Consider the following 15,448-nt stretch of genomic DNA (forward strand, 5'->3'; position numbering starts at 1 on the left):
CCAGCCATGCGCATTTTATGGATCCTGCCCTACTCGCCCTGGCCGGCCACCAGCGGCGGCAAGACGCGCCAGTTCCACCTGCTGCGCAGCCTCGCGGCGCGCGGGCACCGGATCACCCTGTTGCTGCATGACAAGCACCCGGTGTCGCTCGCCGACCGTCAGGTGCTGGAGACCTTTCTCGACCACCTGATCGTGCTGCCGCGCCGTCCACTGCGCAGCCTGAAGACCCTGGTGGCCGGGCTGTTTGCGCCCTACCCGCTGCTGGCCAGCGTGAATGGCCTGTCCGCGCCCTTACAGGCGCGCTTCAACCAACTGCTCAACGAGCACTGGGACGTGGTGCAGATCGAGCACACCTACAGCTTCCAACCTTACGAAGACGCACTGGCGCGCACCGCCCAGCCTTTCGTGCTGACCGAACACAACGTCGAATCGGCCCTCGGCGCCGCCACTTACGATCGCCTGCCGAACTGGGCGCTGCCGTTTATTCGCTACGATCAGTGGCGCTACGGCCGCTGGGAACACCGGGTGATGCGCCAGGCGACGCAGGTGGTGGCGGTCACCGACAGCGATGCGCAAACGTTGGCAAAGATCGCCGGCAAGCCGGTGCCGGTGGTGGTCAACGGGGTGGACTGCGACCACTTCGCCGGCGCCCGCCCGGACCCGACCAGCCGCCGCGTGCTGTTTTTGGGCAACTACGAATACGCGCCGAATGTGGACGCCATCGAGTGGGCGCTGGATGAGATCCTGCCCAAGGTCTGGGAGCGCTGCCCGCAGGCGCGCATGAGTGTGTGCGGCTTCGGCATGCCCGACAGTTGGCGCACGCGCTGGCCGGACCCGCGTATCGAGTGGCAGGGGTTCGTGCCCGATCTGCTGAGCCTGCAATCGAGCTGCTCGGTGTTTCTGGCGCCGTTGCGCCACGGGGGCGGCTCCAAGCTCAAGGTGCTCGAAGCGCTGGCGGCCGGCCTGCCGCTGGCGAGCACCGAACAGGGCGTGTCCGGCCTGGACCTGGTGGAAGGCCTGGACTACCTCGGCGCCCAGAGCGCCACCGGACTGGCCGACGCCGTGGTGCGCCTGCTGCAGTTTCCCGACGCCGCCACGCCCATGGGCGAAGCCGGCCGCGCCTACGTGCGCCGCGCCCATGACTGGAGTGTCGCCGCCAGCCAGCTGGAGCGCGTGTACGCCAGCCTTTCACCGCTCACCGAAAAGGAACCCGCATGCGTGTAGGCCTTGATTACCGCACCGTCGGCACCTCGCCGCAATCGGGCATCAGCCGCCAGGTGTATGCGCTGGAAAGCGCCTTGCACACCTTGCCGGGCGTTGCGCTCGAGCGCTTTACCGTGGCGCCGCTGGGGGACGAAACGCGGCTGCAGGCGCACTGCCCGGCCTGGGGCTGCGCGAAAACCGCGATGCACCAGCCGCACAATCGCCTGCGCTTCGAAGCCGGTTTTTTGCCACGGGCGTTGCGCGAGCAGCATATCGATTTGTACATCAGCACCTTCAACATGGGCCTGCCGTTGCCACCCAAACCCAAGGGATTGCGCACTGTGGTGCTGCTGCATGACCTGTTCCAGATCACTCTGGACAATTACCACGCCAACCGCCTGAAGGCGTTGATCTACAAGACCAGCGATCGCCTGTCGATTGCCTACGCGGTGCACAGCGCCGACCGCGTGTGGACGCCGTCGCAGTACAGCGCCGATGAAACCGTGCGCCTGTTTCCCAGAGCGGCGGGCAAGGTTCGCGTACTGCCCAACCAGGTGGACAGCTTTGTCGAACTGGCGGCGGACCTCACTGCGCGGCAAATACCCGAGCGCTACTGGCTGCTGGTGGGCACTCGCGAATTGCGAAAGAACGTGCCGTTTCTGGTGCAGGCCTGGCAGGAGGCCCGTCGGCTGTCCCCTGCCGTGCCGGAACTGGTGCTGGTGGGCAGCCTCGATCATCTGCCGCAAGCCCAGCGCAGCGTGGCGGGGATTCGCGCCTTGAGCGGCGTGTCGGATGCCGAGCTGCACGCGCTGTACCGCCGCGCCGCGCGCCTGTGGCAGCCGTCGTATGCCGAAGGCTTCGGTTTGCCGGTGATCGAGGCGCTGAGCGTCGGCACGCCGGTGGCCGTGGCCAGCGGTACGTCGCTGGATGAAATCACCCCCCCCTCGGCGCCGCGTTTTTCGCCCACCGACGGGCCGGCGCTGGTGCAACTGATGGTGAACCTGGGCGAGCAGCCTGACGAAGAGTCGCCCGAGCAACGCCGGCAGTGGGCGCAGCGCTTCAACCATCAGGCCTATCGCCTGCGCCTGGCGCAACTGATCGAGGAATTGCAATGAGAGACTCCCTGGGCGCCCCTGTCGCGATCCTCTTCGGCCTGCTGTTCGGCGTGATGGCACTGGCGCTGTCACCGGCCAAGGCGTTGCTTGGCGTGGTTGGGCTGGCGGCGGCGGTGACTATCCTGCGCTTTCCGCTGTGGGGCTTGTTGCTGTTCGCCATGCTCGCGACGTTTATGCCGTATTCCACCATCAACCTGGGGATTCGCAGCACGGTCAGCGAGGCGATCCTCGCGCTGACCTGGGGCGCGGTGCTGTGGCAGACGTTTCTCTCGCGCCTGCCGGCGGCGCCCAGCCTGTGGCGCCGGCCCACCGACCAGATGCTGCTGTGGCTGATGCTGTTCAGCGTGTTCCCGTTCATTGTCGGCCAGGTGATCGTCGTCAATGTCGAAACCAGCGGCGTGGCCAACTGGCTGCGCTGGTTGCTGAGCCTGTCGGCGGTGTTTCTGTGCGCCAAACTGCTGGTGGAACCCAAACAGCGCGAGTCGCTGGTGGTCGCCCTGCTGCTGGGCACGCTGGCAATGCTGGTGATGTCGATTGCGGTGTTCGTGCGCACGCGTTCCGGGGCGGGCATTGCGCCGATCCTGGCGCTGCTCAATTACGGCAACTTCGACATGCTCAAATTCGGCCTGGAAGCGATGTCTTCGCGCATGGGCTCGCCGTGGATGCACCCGAACGCCATCGGCGGGATCATGGCGCTGCTGCTGCCCCTGGCGTTCTGCTTCGGCATGACCGAGCGCGGCTGGAAACGCGCACTGGGTCTGGGCGTGGCGTGCCTCGGCGCGGCGGCGCTGCTGCTGGCCAGCAGCCGTGGTGCGATGGTCAGCCTGGCGCTGGTGCTGATGTGGATGGCCACGCGCCGCGTGCCGTACACCGGGCGCCTGCTGATGATCGGCGCGGCGCTGACCGTGGCGCTGGTGCTGGCGTATCCACCATTGCAGGAGCGGCTGGCGACGATATTTTCGTCGGACAACGCCAGTACCGAAATCCGTTTCGACGAGTACCGCATGTTTCCCCAGGCGGTGGCGGCCTATCCGTTCGGCATCGGCTTCAAGGTCGACCCGCCGGTACCGGGCACGCCGTTTCTGGGGATCTCCAACCTGTGGCTGAATTTCATCTACAAGACCGGCATTGTCGGCATGCTGCTGTTCGTCGCCGTGACCGTGCGCTGGTGGCGCGAGGCGCGCCCGGAACGCGGCCCGATCCGCCTGACCAAGGACAATGCGCTGTGGCTCGGCAGCACTGCCGGGATCCTCGCGGCGCTGGTCAGCGGGTTGTTCGACCACTACTTCAGTTTTGCGGTGGTGATGGTGGCGCTGTTCTGGCTGATGGTGGGGCTCAATGTGCTGGAAGCACGCCGCCTGTTTGCGGCGCGCGTGCCGCAGGTCAAGCGCGTGGCCCATCGCAAACCGCTAACTGATGGCGCACGTCCCTGATGCTTGGCTCCGCCGCCTGGCTGACGCTGGCGACCCTGTTGGGCCTGTGCCTGGGGTTTGCGCGTGAATGGCTGCTGGTGGCGGCCTGGGGCGCGGGCGAGCGCAGTGACGCCTTCCTGATCGCGCTGTTTTTGCCCGAGGCGCTGCGCATGTCGTTGGCCGGCGGTGTGCTGAGTGCCGCGGCGTTGCCACTGTATCTGCAGCGCAAGGATGCCGAGCGCCTGGGCTGGCTGACCGTGCTGTTCCCGGCCCTGATGGCGATTGCATTGGTCACCAGCCTGCTGCTGACGCTGTTGGCGCCGTGGCTGGTGCAACTGCTGGGGCCGGGGTTGGCGGACAGCGCCACGGCACTCGCCGCCGGCAATCTGCAGGTGGTCGCCTGGTGCGTGCCGGGCCTGATGCTGCACGCACTGTTCAGCATTCCTTTGCAGGCCGGTGAGCGGTTTGTGTTGGCGGGGCTGGGCTCGTTACTGTTCAACCTGCCGCCGGTGACCTACCTTGCCCTGGCCGGAACCGCGACCGCGCCGCACACGCTGGCCCTGGCGTGCCTGGCCGGCAGCCTGCTGATGCCGCTGGCGCTGTTGCCGTCGATCTGGCGCCAGGGTTGGCGACCGTGGCGCTGGCAGTGGTCGGCGGCGCCGTTGCGGGAGCTGGGCCAACGCATCGGCCCCTTGTTGCTGAGCAACGGTGCGAGCCAGGGCCTGGCGTTGATCGAACGGCTGGTGGCGTCGCTGCTGGGCGAAGGCGCGGTGACCTGGGTGAACCTGGCGCGCAAGCTGATGAACCTGCCGCTGATTGCGCTGATGAGCCTCAATCAGGTGCTGCTGGGCATGATGAGCCGCCGCCAGGGCGATGCGCGGCTGGCCCTGCTCAAACGCGGTCTGGACACCGCGAGCATGCTGACCCTGCCCGCCGGGGTCGGCCTGGTGGCGGCGGCACCGAGCCTGGTGGCGCTGCTGTTGCCCAGGCAGTCGGCGGACTCGCCGTTACCGCTGCTGCTGGCATGGTTCGCAGTGCCACTGGTGTTCGGCGCGTGGAACGCACTGCTGGCGCGTTATGCCTATGCGGCCGGTGACACACGCCAGCCCCTGCGCTGCGAACTGCTCGGCAGCCTGGTCAATGTGCTGCTGCTGGGCGCCCTGCCTTTCATGTTCGGCCTGGCCGGTATTCCCTTGGCCGCGCTGGCCGGGGTGATCTGCACGGCGTTGTTGTTGATGCAGCGTCAGGCGCTGCTTGGCGCCCTGCCCTGGGCCAGGCACTGGCTGCTGAGCGCAGCACTGATGCTGCTGGCGGGGTTGCTGCTGTTTCGAATTGACGGCGTGTGGCTGCAACTGGGGCTCAGCACCCTGGCCGGGGCCTTGGTGTTGCTGGGCATGGGGCTGTGGCTCAAGCCGTGGCGCAAGGCATGAATGATCGATCGGGAAGACGCCCATGAAACATCGTTGGATTCAAATGGATATCGCCAAAGGCATCGGCATCCTGGTGATCGTGTTCGCTCACAGCTGGTTCGTGGCGAACTCACGGGACCTGATGTACCCGATACTGGCGTCGTTCGTCATACCGCTGTTCTTCTTTTTATCCGGGGTATTTTTCAAGCCGGAACAGCCGTTTGTGGAGATGGCCGTGCGCAAGGCCGACGGCCTGCTCAAGCCGTTTTTTTTCACCCTGCTGCTGTATGTCAGCCTGCGTGCGCTGCTGCGCGACCAACCCTTGCTGCCGGACATTGGCGGCGTGTTCTATGCCTCGGTGGACACCATTCCGTGGCAGGCCATGTGGTTTCTGCCGCACATGTGGGTGGCGATCCTGTTCAGTTGGGTGATGCTGCGCCTGATCCTGCGGCTGAAGCTTGCGCCGTGGGCCAGTGCCCTGCTGCTTGCCGTGCAATTGCTGCTCGGGATCTGGATGTTGCCGCTGTTCTGGCAATGGCCGGTGACGCTCGGCGAGCACACCTGGGTACTGCCGGGGCTGCCGTTCAGCCTGGATATCACGCTGATCAGCAGCGCCTGCTTCATCGCCGGCTACCTGCTGCGCGACTGGCTGCGCACGCACCCTGGCAGTTGGCTGACGCTGTTGATCGCGGTGGTGGTGTTCGCCGTGTTGTTCGACTTGACCTGGGACACCATGGACCTGGCGCAACGGCGTTATGACCACTGGTTGTGGACCAGCCTGCTGGCGGTGATTGGCATGTATGCGTGCTGGGCGTTGGCGAAGGTGTTGACGGTCTCGGCGCTGGTGACGCGGGCGATGACCTACATCGGTCAGTCAACGCTGATCCTGCTGATTTTTCACGGGGAGATTCAGCACAAGACCTTCGACCTGATGCAACGCCTGGGGCTGCATCCGTTCCTGGCGGCGGGTGTGGGTTTGGTGGTGGCGGTGGTGGGGCCATTGCTGATCGGGGAGGTGATCAAGCGGGTGGCGGTTCTGCGTTTTTTCTATTTCCCGTTTCCGGTGGCGAAGCAACGCTGAGGCGGCTGTGGCAGCGGGCAAGCCCGCTCCCACGGGGGTGGTGGGTTAGTCGTCGAGTTGTTGGGGGGCTTTGGCGCCGGGCTTGCCGGGTTTGCCCTTGGCGGGGGCAGGTTCGGCTGGCGCAGCTTCTGCGGCGGCGGCGGCCTCTTTCTCGGCCATGGGCATCTGGTCGATGGTGCTGAAGAACTCCTTGAGGTCGAGGGTATCCGGAGGCACGGTCTTCTCGAGCTTCTTCTCGCCGTCCTTGCCGATCAGGATCACCTTGGTGCCGCTGCCGGCGCCCAGCTTGAGGGCACGGATCAGCGCATTGGTTTCAGGCGGCGTGAGCTTTTTGTTGTCCTTGGCCTCCTTGGCGAACTTTTCCCCTTCGGCGCCGATACTGCCGAACTTGACGGTGTAGAACACCATGTTGCGCTCTTCGAACGACTGCTTGTTGGCAGGCTCGTCCAGCTGCTTCTGCAGCGTGGACAATGTGGCGTTACCGGAATCGAGCTCCACCACCACCAGCGGACGGGCCTTGCCCATGTCCTGCTTGAGCGGGTTGATATCATCCGCGGCCAACAGCGGCCCCGTAAAAGCCATCAAGGTAGCCAGGGTCAGCGACCGGATGAGCATGCGCACCTCCTTTGAATTGCGTGCAGGTTCTTGAGTTTCATGTGTGCGACCGTCAATTTCAAGGATGATTCCTACGCCGGGTTCTGAAAGCGTAGGTCAGGACGCGCGCCGCGCAAGGGATCAGGCCGGTTGGGCAGTGATTGTTTCTTCTGATTGCACGAACCTCAGAGGCCATTCCAGTGTGGCCAATGCCGGGCGAATACCGGGGCCACTATCGGGTCGGCATCCACCTGCGCCAGGGTGTGGGCAAAGCCCGGGGCCAATGCGCTCAACGCTCCCCGCGCGCCGTCCCAGCGTGACACCGCCGCCGCCATGATGCCCAAAGCGTTCGGCGCATGGTTGGGCGCGAACAACTGTTCGGCAAACTGATCGGCAAACACCACCCAGGCCTGGTGCAGGTAGCGTCGTGTGCCGGTGACCAGTTGCGCCTGCAGCGCCTGATCGACGTCGCCCAGCCAGCGTTGCGGGTAGTCGATGATGCCAATGGCCGAATAGCAATTGGCAGCGATGTACAGCAGGCCACGCAGAATTTGCCCGCGATTGCCGGCCAGCAGGCCGGCGTCGGGAAACTCCAGGCCGAGGTGGATCAGGATGGCCGCGCTTTCGGTGAGGACCTGCCCATCGGGTGTGACCAGGGTAGGGATCTGTTTGAGCGGATTGATTCGCGCAAGCGCTTCACTGCCCTCGCCCTCATGCCAGGAACTGGCGTCCACGCGGTGCCACGGCACGGCGCAACGTTGCAGGGCAATCTCGATCATGCACGAGCCGGATTCGTCGGTGCCGTAGAGCGTATACATGGTGCTGCCTCCTTCAAAACAGCCCCATCTGTCCGCCGACCAGGGTGCTGAAATCGTCATCCACGAACGGCAGGATCGCCTCCGCCACCGGCTGCAATTGTCGCGTCACGTAGTGATCGTAGTCGATCGGCGCCTGCCGCACTTCCAGCGGCTCCGGGCCGTTGACGCTGATCACGTAGCTGATCCAGCCGCCACGCTGGTACTGGCGCGGGCGGCCCAGGCGGTCGTTGTAGTCATCAGCCAGGCGCGCGGCGCGTACATGGGGCGGCACGTTGCGCTCGTAGTCGTCCAGGCGCCGGCGCAGACGTTTGCGATAGATCAGCAGTTCATCGAACTCGCCGCTCACGGTGCGGCGCACGTAGTCGCGAATGTAATCCTGATGGGGCTGGCGGTGGAAGATGCGCTGGTAAAGCTCCTGCTGGAACCGCCGGGCCAGGGGCGACCAGTCGCTGCGCACGGTCTCGAGGCCCTTGTAGACCATCTCTTCGCTGCCGTCGGCGCGCACCACCAGTCCGGCGTAGCGTTTCTTGCTGCCCTCCTCCGCGCCACGGATGGTCGGCATCAGAAAGCGCGTGAAGTGGGTCTCGAACTGCAGCTCCAGTGCACTGTGCAGGCCGAACGCCGTCTGCAGGTGCGCGCGCCACCACTCGTTGACGTGGGCGACCAGCGCCTGGCCGATGCGGCTGGCGTCCTCCTGGGCGTGGGCGCTGCCGAGCCAGACGAAGGTAGAGTCGGTGTCGCCGTAGATCACTTCATAGCCCTGGGCTTCAACCAGCTTGCGGGTCTGGCGCATGATTTCATGGCCCCGCAGGGTAATCGACGAGGCCAGGCGCGTGTCGAAGAACCGGCAACCGCTGGAACCGAGGACGCCGTAGAAGGCGTTCATGATAATTTTCAGGGCCTGGGACAGCGGCGCGTTGCGCTCACGCTTGGCCACCTCGCGGCCTTCGGAAACCCGCGCGACGATAGCGGGCAGGCAGTGCCGGGTGCGGGAAAAACGCGCGCCGCGAAAACCTTCCACCGAGTCGCTGTCGTCGGGGTGCTTAAGACCTTCGATCAGGCCCACCGGGTCGATCAGGAAGCTGCGGATGATCGACGGGTAGAGGCTTTTGTAGTCCAGCACCAGCACCGATTCATACAGGCCCGGACGCGAATCCATGACAAAGCCGCCGGGGCTGGCCTGGGGTGGTTTGTCGCCCAGGTTCGGCGCAACGAAGCCCTGACGGTGCATCAGCGGCAGGTACAGGTGGGTAAAGGCGGCGACGGAACCACCGTTGCGGTCGGCCGGCAACCCGGTGACGCTGGCCCGCTCCAGCAGGAACTTGAGCAGCTCGGTCCTGGCGAAGATCCGCGTGACCAGCTCGCAGTCCTTGAGGTTGTAGCGCGCCAGGGCGGGCTTGTCCTCGGCGAACATGCGGTTGATTTCGTCCATGCGCTGATACGGCGTGGAAATATCCTTGCCTTCGCCGAGCAGGGTTTGCGCGACGTTTTCCAGGCTGAAGGACTCAAAACTCCAGGTGGCCGAGCGCAGGGCTTCGATGCCGTCGATGATCAGGCGCCCGGCGGCGGCGGCGAAGTAATGATTGCGGCTGCCATGTTCGCGCCACGCCATCGGCTCGTCGCCACGACCAAGCATCAGCGGCACATTGAGGCGCTGGGCATGTTCGTGGAGCACGCGCAGGTCGAACTGCACCACATTCCAGCCGATGATCGCATCGGGATCATGGGTGGCGAGCCAGAGGTTGAGGGCCTCGATCAGTTGAGCACGGGTGTCGCAGTAGTCGAGCTTGAAGTCCACCTCGCAGGCGTTGTTCGGCGGGCCGAGCATGTACACCTGACGCTCGCCGCAACCTTGCAGGCCAATGCAATAGAGATCGCCCTGGGCGGTGGTTTCAATGTCCAGGGACACCAGCTTGAGCGGCGGGCGGTAGTCGGCGGCGGGTTTCATCTGCGCGTCGAGCAAGGTGCCGTCGGCATCGGGGGTGCCACCGAACCACACCGGGGCGGTGATGAAGCGCTCCATCATGTAGCGCTCGGGCGGGCGCACGTCGCCCTCGTAGACGTCAACGCCGGCGGTGCGCAGGCGCTTTTCCAGGTCCATTGCCTGGCGGTGCTGGCGCGTATACAGGCCAAGGACCGGGCGGTGATGGAAATCGCACAACTGCAACGGCCGCAGCTCGATGTCGCGCTCGTCCTTGAGCAGCCAGTCGAGCGGTTTGCGATGGGCTTCGGGGATGAACATCACCGAGGTCTGTACGGGCAGGCGGACAAACCTGGGCCCCTGGTCGGTGGCCAGCCAGAAGCTGACCTGCGTGCCCTCCGGGGTGTCGCGCCAATGCCGGGTCAGGACGAAACCCTGCTGTAAATCCACCGTGCCGCACCTCAAACATTGCGTTCAGGGCGTGATTCTACCCGGCATCCGGCCGGACGCGGCAGGTTAACGTTCGCGCGGAGCCTAATCTGACAAATTTGTTGCAAAACGCTAATAACAATTACTATCATTTGCGCCGGAGTCGTATCCGCGCAGTGAGGACGCGCAACGCTGTTGCCCTTTTCCCTCACATTGACGGTTCTCCGTCAGGATCGACCATGCCCACCTGTAACCGACTCGCCGTGCCGTTTCGCCCTACCCTGCTCGCCCTTTGCTGCTCCCTGAGCCTTACCGCACAGGCTGCTACCCCGGCCGATCCGACTACGCGCCAGGACGGCAACACACTGGAATTGGGCGCCACCAACATCAGCGCCGACGCACCCGCGCCGAACGCGCTGCCACCGGCGTACAGCGGCGGACAGGTGGCACGCGGTGGCCAATTGGGTGTGCTGGGCAATCAGGACATCATGGATGTGCCGTTCAGCATGGCGGCCTATACCGAGAAGTTGATCCGCGACCAGCAGGCCGAAACGGTGGCCGATGTGCTGCTCAACGACTCGTCCGTGCGTCAGGCCTCGGGGTATGCAAACCAGGCGCAGGTCTTTGTGATTCGCGGCCTGCCACTTAATGGTGACGACATTTCCTTCAACGGCCTGTACGGCATTCTGCCACGTCAGATCATGTCCACCGACGCGCTGGAGCGCGTGGAAGTGTTCAAGGGCCCCAATGCCTTTATCAACGGCGTCACGCCGGGCGGCTCGGGCATTGGCGGCGGCGTGAACCTGCAACCCAAACGCGCCGATGATGTGCCGCTGCGCCGCTTCAGCACCGATATCAGCAGTGATGGCCGGGTGGGCGAGCATCTGGATGTGGGCCAGCGGTTTGGCGAGGGCAATCGGTTTGGCGCGCGGGTGAATATTTCCCAGCGCGAAGGGGATACCGGCATTGATGACGAGAACCAGCGGGCCAAGCTGTTCGCCGTCGGCCTGGATTATCGTGGCGATGCCCTGCGTTTATCGGGTGATTTCGTTTACCAGAAACAGCGCGTCAACGGCGGCCGTAACTCGGTGTTCCTGGGCACCGGCGTCACCCACATCCCGAGTGCACCCTCGGCCGATACCAACTACGCGCCACGCTGGAACGCGACCAACATCGAGGACACGCTGGGCATGCTGCGCGGCGAATACGACCTCAACGACACCTGGACCGCCTACCTTGCCGCCGGCGCCAAACACACCAATGAAAGCGGGCGCTATTCGTCGGTGACCCTGACCGATAACTTGGGCACGGCCAAGGTGACCGGTTCGCGCATCGCCCATCAGGAAGACAACACCAGCCTGATGACCGGTCTCAATGGCAAGTTCCAGACCGGTGCGGTCAGCCACCAACTGAACCTCGGCCTGACAGGCACCTGGACGCAGGCGCGCAATGCCTACGAGTTCGACTTTACGCCCAATGCCAGCAACCTCTACCACCCTTCCAGCGACATTGCACAACCGCTGCGCGGCACGGTGAACGGCGGTGACCTGGGTGACCCCGGCATCACCGCCAAGACGTTCGTGCGCAGTGCGGCCATCTCTGACACCTTTGGTTTCCTGGATGACCGTCTGCTGTTCACCGCAGGGCTGCGCCATCAGGAAATGGTCATGCAGAACTATGCGTATGGTTCCGGCCCGCGCAGCTCCAACTACACGGCGTCAATCAACACGCCGGTTTACGGGATCGTGTTCAAACCCTGGGAGCATGTGTCGTTTTATGCCAACCATATCGAAGGCTTGACCCAGGGGCCGACGGCGCCGGTGTCGTCCGGTGGCCTGACGGTGACCAATGGTGCACAAGCCTACGCGCCCGCCCGCTCGAAACAGACTGAAGCGGGGGTAAAACTGGACATGGGCACCTACGGCGCAACGCTGGGTGTGTACCGTATCGAGCAGCCGAGTGATGGTTACTCGATCCAGACTGGCGCGACCACCGCCGCCTATGTGCGCGAAGGCCAGCAAATCAACCAGGGGGTGGAGCTGAATGTCTTCGGTGAGCCTGTGAGTGGTTTGCGTTTGCTCGGTGGCGTAACGGTAATGAAGACCGAGCTCAAGGACACGCTCAATGGCGCCAACGACGGCAATCGCGCAATCGGTGTGCCTTCGTTCCAGCTCAATGCGGGGGTGGATTGGGATGTGCCGGGCCTGCAGGGCGCAACCCTCAGCGGTCGCATGCTGCGCACTGGCGGCCAGTATGCCGATGCGGCCAACAACCTGAGTCTGCTGGCCTGGAATCGCTTCGACCTGGGTGCGCGCTATACCTTCAAGGTGGATCAGCGCGATGTGACGCTTGGCGCCAATGTGGAGAATGTCGCCAATGAGAAATACTGGGAGTCGGCGTTGGGGGGTTACCTGAGTCAGGGTGAACCGCGTGTTGCCAAGTTGTCGGCGACGATCGATTTTTAATCGCCATCGAAACCGGGCATCGCTATCGATGCCCGCTTGGGTCACGCCTGGCGAGCGGCGCCCAGGTAGCTTTCGATATTGCCCATCTGGTCGTCCCAGCCACGGGAGTTCATCTTGAACGCCTTCTGACGACGGGCTTCAGGCACCTTGTCGAAACCGGATTCGACCACCCGCAACAAAATGCCTGGTGCACGGTCCTCGATGGTAAATTCCACCAGCGTCGGGGTTTCGTTGTCGTAGTCGACGCCCTCCAGCACCGCGAAGGGATGCCAATGGAAAGAGAACACGGTTTGCGGCAGGATGCGTTCGATTCTGGCTTTCCAGACCACATGTTCGTAGCCCGGATAAGTGATCGGCGCTTCGACGGTCTCCCCTTCGACAAAGCGCTTGCCCTTGAGGGCAACGCCGAACCAGGCGCCAAATTGCTCGGCATCGGTGAGTGCTTCCCACACCTTTTTACGTGAAGCGTTGAGCAGAATTTTCCGCTCGATGCGATCCAATACGTGCATAAGTCACCTCCTCCATTGACCTTAGGTGACATCGACAGATGCGCAACCCGGGTTGCGCGCGATGATGCCCCCGTCCTTGACCAAGCCAATGGTTATGACTGACCCGTTGCAGGGAAGTTGCTTTTGTAATCTGCGCGCTAACGGCTTGATCTAGACGCGCGGGTCACCTGGCGCCTTGCTCGGCGTCGCGTACTGCGGCTTCAGGTGGCCCTCCTGGTCGAGCAGCCAGGCGTCCATGATCTGCCTGACCACAGGGCCGGCCACGCGTCCGCCGGCTTCGCCGTTTTCAATCATCACCGAGATCACGATTTTAGGGTGCTCGGCCGGCGCGAAGCCGACGAACAAGGCGTTGTCACGATGGCGCTCCAGGGTCTTGTCGCGGTTGTAACGCTCGCCCTGCTTGATCGCCACCACCTGCGCCGTACCACTCTTGCCGGCGATGCGGTATTGCGCACCCTGTGCCGCAGCCCGAGCGATGCCGCGCGGGTCGTGCATCACCAGTTGCATGCCGTGATTGACCTGCTCCCAGTCACGCGGATCCTTGAGAACGACATTGGGCATCGGGTTTTCGTCCACCGGCGGCACACCGTTGATGGTCTTGGCCAGATGCGGCCGATTCCACACGCCCTTGTTGGCGATCAAGGCCGTGGCCTGGGCCAACTGCAACGGCGTGACCTGCATATAGCCCTGGCCGATACCGAGGATCACGGTTTCGCCGGGGAACCAGGGTTGACGTCTGGTCGCGCGCTTCCAGGCCTGAGATGGCATGAGTCCTGCGGACTCTTCGAACATGTCCAGCGAGACTTTCTGGCCGAGGCCGAATTCGGACAGGTAGTCGTGCAGGCGGTCGATGCCCAGCTTGTGGGCGAGGTCGTAGAAGTAGGTGTCGTTGGAGCGCATGATCGCCGCATCCATGTCCACCCAGCCGTCGCCACTGTGGTTCCAGTTGCGGTATTTGTGATCGAAATCCGGCAGTTGATAGTAGCCCGGGTCGAACACACGGGTTTGCGGGGTGACGACGCCACTGTCCAGGCCCGCGATGGCCACTTCCGGCTTGATGGTTGAGCCTGGGGCGTACAAGCCTCTGAGGACGCGGTTGAACAGCGGTCGGTCAATGGAGTCGTGCAGTGCGGCGTACTCCTTGAAACTGATACCGGTGACGAACAGGTTCGGATCGAAACTGGGTTTGCTGACCATGGCCAGTACTTCGCCGGTTTGCGGATCGAGAGCGACCACCGAGCCACGACGGTCGCCCAGGGCCTCTTCGGCGGCTTCCTGAAGGTGAACGTCGAGGCTCAGGACAATATTTTTACCGGGGATCGGATCAGTGTGCTTCAGCACTCGTAATACACGGCCCTGGGCATTGGTCTCGACTTCTTCATAGCCGACATGACCGTGCAACTCGGATTCGTAGAAGCGTTCAATACCGGTTTTACCGATGGACTGGGTGCCACGGTACTCCACCGAATCCAGGGCTTTGGATTCTTTCTCGTTGATACGACCAACGTAGCCGATGGAGTGTGCGAAATGCGCGCCGAGCGGGTAATGCCGAACGAACTGAGGTTCGACATCCACTCCGGGCAGACGGAATTCGTTAACCGCAAACAGAGCGATCTGTTCTTCCGTCAGTTCGTAAAACAATGTGACAGGAACGAAAGGATGACGTGCCTGCTTCAATGCCTTGTCGAATACCGCACGGTCTTCGGCAGGCAAGTGCAGCAGGCTGACGATGGCGTCCAGCTCCCCCTTGAGATCAGTGGCGCGCTCCCGGGTGATGGTGAGGTTGTAACTGGGACGGTTGTCAGCCAGCACCACGCCGTTACGGTCATAAATAAGGCCGCGGGTTGGGGTGATGGGCAGAACATGGACACGGTTGTTTTCAGAGATCGTGGAGTGGTAATCGAACTGCACCACCTGCAGGAAATACAAGCGGCCCACCAGGGCACAGGTGATGCCAATCACCAGCAGGGCGCAGGCCAGCAGGCGCTTGTTGACCAAGCTATTTTCTTTTTCGTGATCTTTGATCGGTATGGGTCCTGGCATTTCTACAGCATCTCGTTGAAGAAGGTCGACGCCGCATCCTGCGGAAAGAGATCAATCCTTGTGAAAAGGTGGTGCACCATACCAAAAATGCAGAAACACTTTGCATCGATTTCCCGAACGGCAGGTCGGTGATGACGTCGGACGTCGATCAAAACGGTGCACGTTTAGTGAATACTTTTCCAACGCCCAAAACAAAACCCCATCTGCTTTCGCAAATGGGGTTTCGGAATTTAATCTTGACGATGACCTACTCTCACATGGGGAAACCCCACACTACCATCGGCGATGCATCGTTTCACTACTGAGTTCGGGATGGGATCAGGTGGTTCCAATGCTCTATGGTCGTCAAGAAATTCGGGTACTGAGTCGCGGCCAGAGGGCCTCGCTTCAGCAAATTGGGTATGTGACAGCTGTCGGTGTTTTGTGAGCGTCGAACTTTCGGTTCATCT

At 63.2% G+C, this 15,448-nt stretch carries 11 protein-coding genes and 1 rRNA gene; 6 read left to right on the forward strand and 6 right to left on the reverse strand.

What is annotated here, in order from left to right; genetic code table 11:
• The first annotated feature begins 6 nt into the window (after nt 1-6).
• From ACXX81_RS13570 to ACXX81_RS13590, 5 genes are read left to right on the forward strand one after another with little or no spacing between them, the layout of a single operon-like run.
• Nucleotides 7-1,224 (forward strand): glycosyltransferase family 4 protein, encoded by a 1,218-nt coding sequence (locus tag ACXX81_RS13570; RefSeq protein WP_209980848.1) that lies wholly within the window; start codon nt 7-9, stop codon nt 1,222-1,224.
• On the forward strand, nt 1,215-2,318 hold the full coding sequence (locus tag ACXX81_RS13575) for a glycosyltransferase family 4 protein (protein ID WP_458571870.1): 1,104 nt from the start codon (nt 1,215-1,217) through the stop codon (nt 2,316-2,318). The genes ACXX81_RS13570 and ACXX81_RS13575 overlap by 10 nt, the downstream gene beginning before the upstream one ends.
• Nucleotides 2,315-3,751: an O-antigen ligase family protein gene (locus tag ACXX81_RS13580; protein WP_209980844.1), complete on the forward strand. Its 1,437-nt coding sequence runs from the start codon at nt 2,315-2,317 to the stop codon at nt 3,749-3,751. The genes ACXX81_RS13575 and ACXX81_RS13580 overlap by 4 nt, the downstream gene beginning before the upstream one ends.
• Nucleotides 3,751-5,160 (forward strand): lipid II flippase MurJ, encoded by a 1,410-nt coding sequence (locus tag ACXX81_RS13585; protein ID WP_458571871.1) that lies wholly within the window; start codon nt 3,751-3,753, stop codon nt 5,158-5,160. The genes ACXX81_RS13580 and ACXX81_RS13585 overlap by 1 nt, the downstream gene beginning before the upstream one ends.
• A 22-nt stretch (nt 5,161-5,182) precedes the next feature.
• The gene (locus ACXX81_RS13590) at nt 5,183-6,220 is read left to right on the forward strand and encodes an acyltransferase family protein (RefSeq protein WP_209980839.1); all 1,038 of its coding nucleotides are present in this window, start codon (nt 5,183-5,185) and stop codon (nt 6,218-6,220) included.
• Nucleotides 6,221-6,265: 45 nt separating this feature from the next.
• Here ACXX81_RS13590 and ACXX81_RS13595 read toward each other — a convergent pair whose 3' ends face one another.
• From ACXX81_RS13595 to ACXX81_RS13605, 3 genes are all read right to left on the reverse strand, one after another.
• Nucleotides 6,266-6,835 carry a DUF4174 domain-containing protein gene (locus tag ACXX81_RS13595; protein ID WP_209980837.1) on the reverse strand — a complete coding sequence of 190 codons (570 nt, stop codon included), beginning with the start codon at nt 6,833-6,835 and terminating at the stop codon, nt 6,266-6,268.
• Between the two features lie 164 nt (nt 6,836-6,999).
• The gene (locus ACXX81_RS13600; protein WP_231421637.1) at nt 7,000-7,632 is read right to left on the reverse strand and encodes a glutathione S-transferase N-terminal domain-containing protein; all 633 of its coding nucleotides are present in this window, start codon (nt 7,630-7,632) and stop codon (nt 7,000-7,002) included.
• Nucleotides 7,633-7,645: 13 nt separating this feature from the next.
• Nucleotides 7,646-10,003, reverse strand: coding sequence for a DNA polymerase II (locus tag ACXX81_RS13605; protein ID WP_458571872.1), 2,358 nt, complete (start codon nt 10,001-10,003; stop codon nt 7,646-7,648).
• Nucleotides 10,004-10,221: 218 nt separating this feature from the next.
• On the opposite strand from ACXX81_RS13605, the gene ACXX81_RS13610 reads away from it, so the two are divergent.
• Nucleotides 10,222-12,447: a TonB-dependent receptor gene (locus tag ACXX81_RS13610; protein WP_458571873.1), complete on the forward strand. Its 2,226-nt coding sequence runs from the start codon at nt 10,222-10,224 to the stop codon at nt 12,445-12,447.
• A 41-nt stretch (nt 12,448-12,488) separates the two neighbouring features.
• On the opposite strand, the gene ACXX81_RS13615 is transcribed toward ACXX81_RS13610, so the two are convergent.
• The 3 genes from ACXX81_RS13615 to rrf form a co-directional block, all read right to left on the reverse strand.
• A complete protein-coding gene (locus tag ACXX81_RS13615; protein ID WP_458571874.1) occupies nt 12,489-12,956 on the reverse strand; it encodes an SRPBCC family protein in 468 nt (155 codons plus the stop codon).
• A gap of 150 nt (nt 12,957-13,106) precedes the next feature.
• A complete protein-coding gene (gene mrdA, locus ACXX81_RS13620) occupies nt 13,107-14,999 on the reverse strand; it encodes a penicillin-binding protein 2 (protein WP_458571875.1) in 1,893 nt (630 codons plus the stop codon).
• 234 nt (nt 15,000-15,233) lie between these two features.
• Nucleotides 15,234-15,349 (reverse strand): 5S ribosomal RNA (gene rrf / locus ACXX81_RS13625).
• Nucleotides 15,350-15,448 lie beyond the last annotated feature (99 nt).

The organism is Pseudomonas sp. GNP013 (assembly GCF_054343995.1).

Coding starts and splice junctions, on each gene's coding strand:
- ACXX81_RS13570 (WP_209980848.1), top strand. CDS start 7: ATGCGCATTTTATGGATCCTGCCCTACTCGCCCTGGCCGGCCACCAGC.
- ACXX81_RS13575 (WP_458571870.1), top strand. CDS start 1,215: ATGCGTGTAGGCCTTGATTACCGCACCGTCGGCACCTCGCCGCAATCG.
- ACXX81_RS13580 (WP_209980844.1), top strand. CDS start 2,315: ATGAGAGACTCCCTGGGCGCCCCTGTCGCGATCCTCTTCGGCCTGCTG.
- ACXX81_RS13585 (WP_458571871.1), top strand. CDS start 3,751: ATGCTTGGCTCCGCCGCCTGGCTGACGCTGGCGACCCTGTTGGGCCTG.
- ACXX81_RS13590 (WP_209980839.1), top strand. CDS start 5,183: ATGAAACATCGTTGGATTCAAATGGATATCGCCAAAGGCATCGGCATC.
- ACXX81_RS13595 (WP_209980837.1), bottom strand. CDS start 6,835: ATGCTCATCCGGTCGCTGACCCTGGCTACCTTGATGGCTTTTACGGGG.
- ACXX81_RS13600 (WP_231421637.1), bottom strand. CDS start 7,632: ATGTATACGCTCTACGGCACCGACGAATCCGGCTCGTGCATGATCGAG.
- ACXX81_RS13610 (WP_458571873.1), top strand. CDS start 10,222: ATGCCCACCTGTAACCGACTCGCCGTGCCGTTTCGCCCTACCCTGCTC.
- ACXX81_RS13615 (WP_458571874.1), bottom strand. CDS start 12,956: ATGCACGTATTGGATCGCATCGAGCGGAAAATTCTGCTCAACGCTTCA.
- mrdA (WP_458571875.1), bottom strand. CDS start 14,999: ATGCCAGGACCCATACCGATCAAAGATCACGAAAAAGAAAATAGCTTG.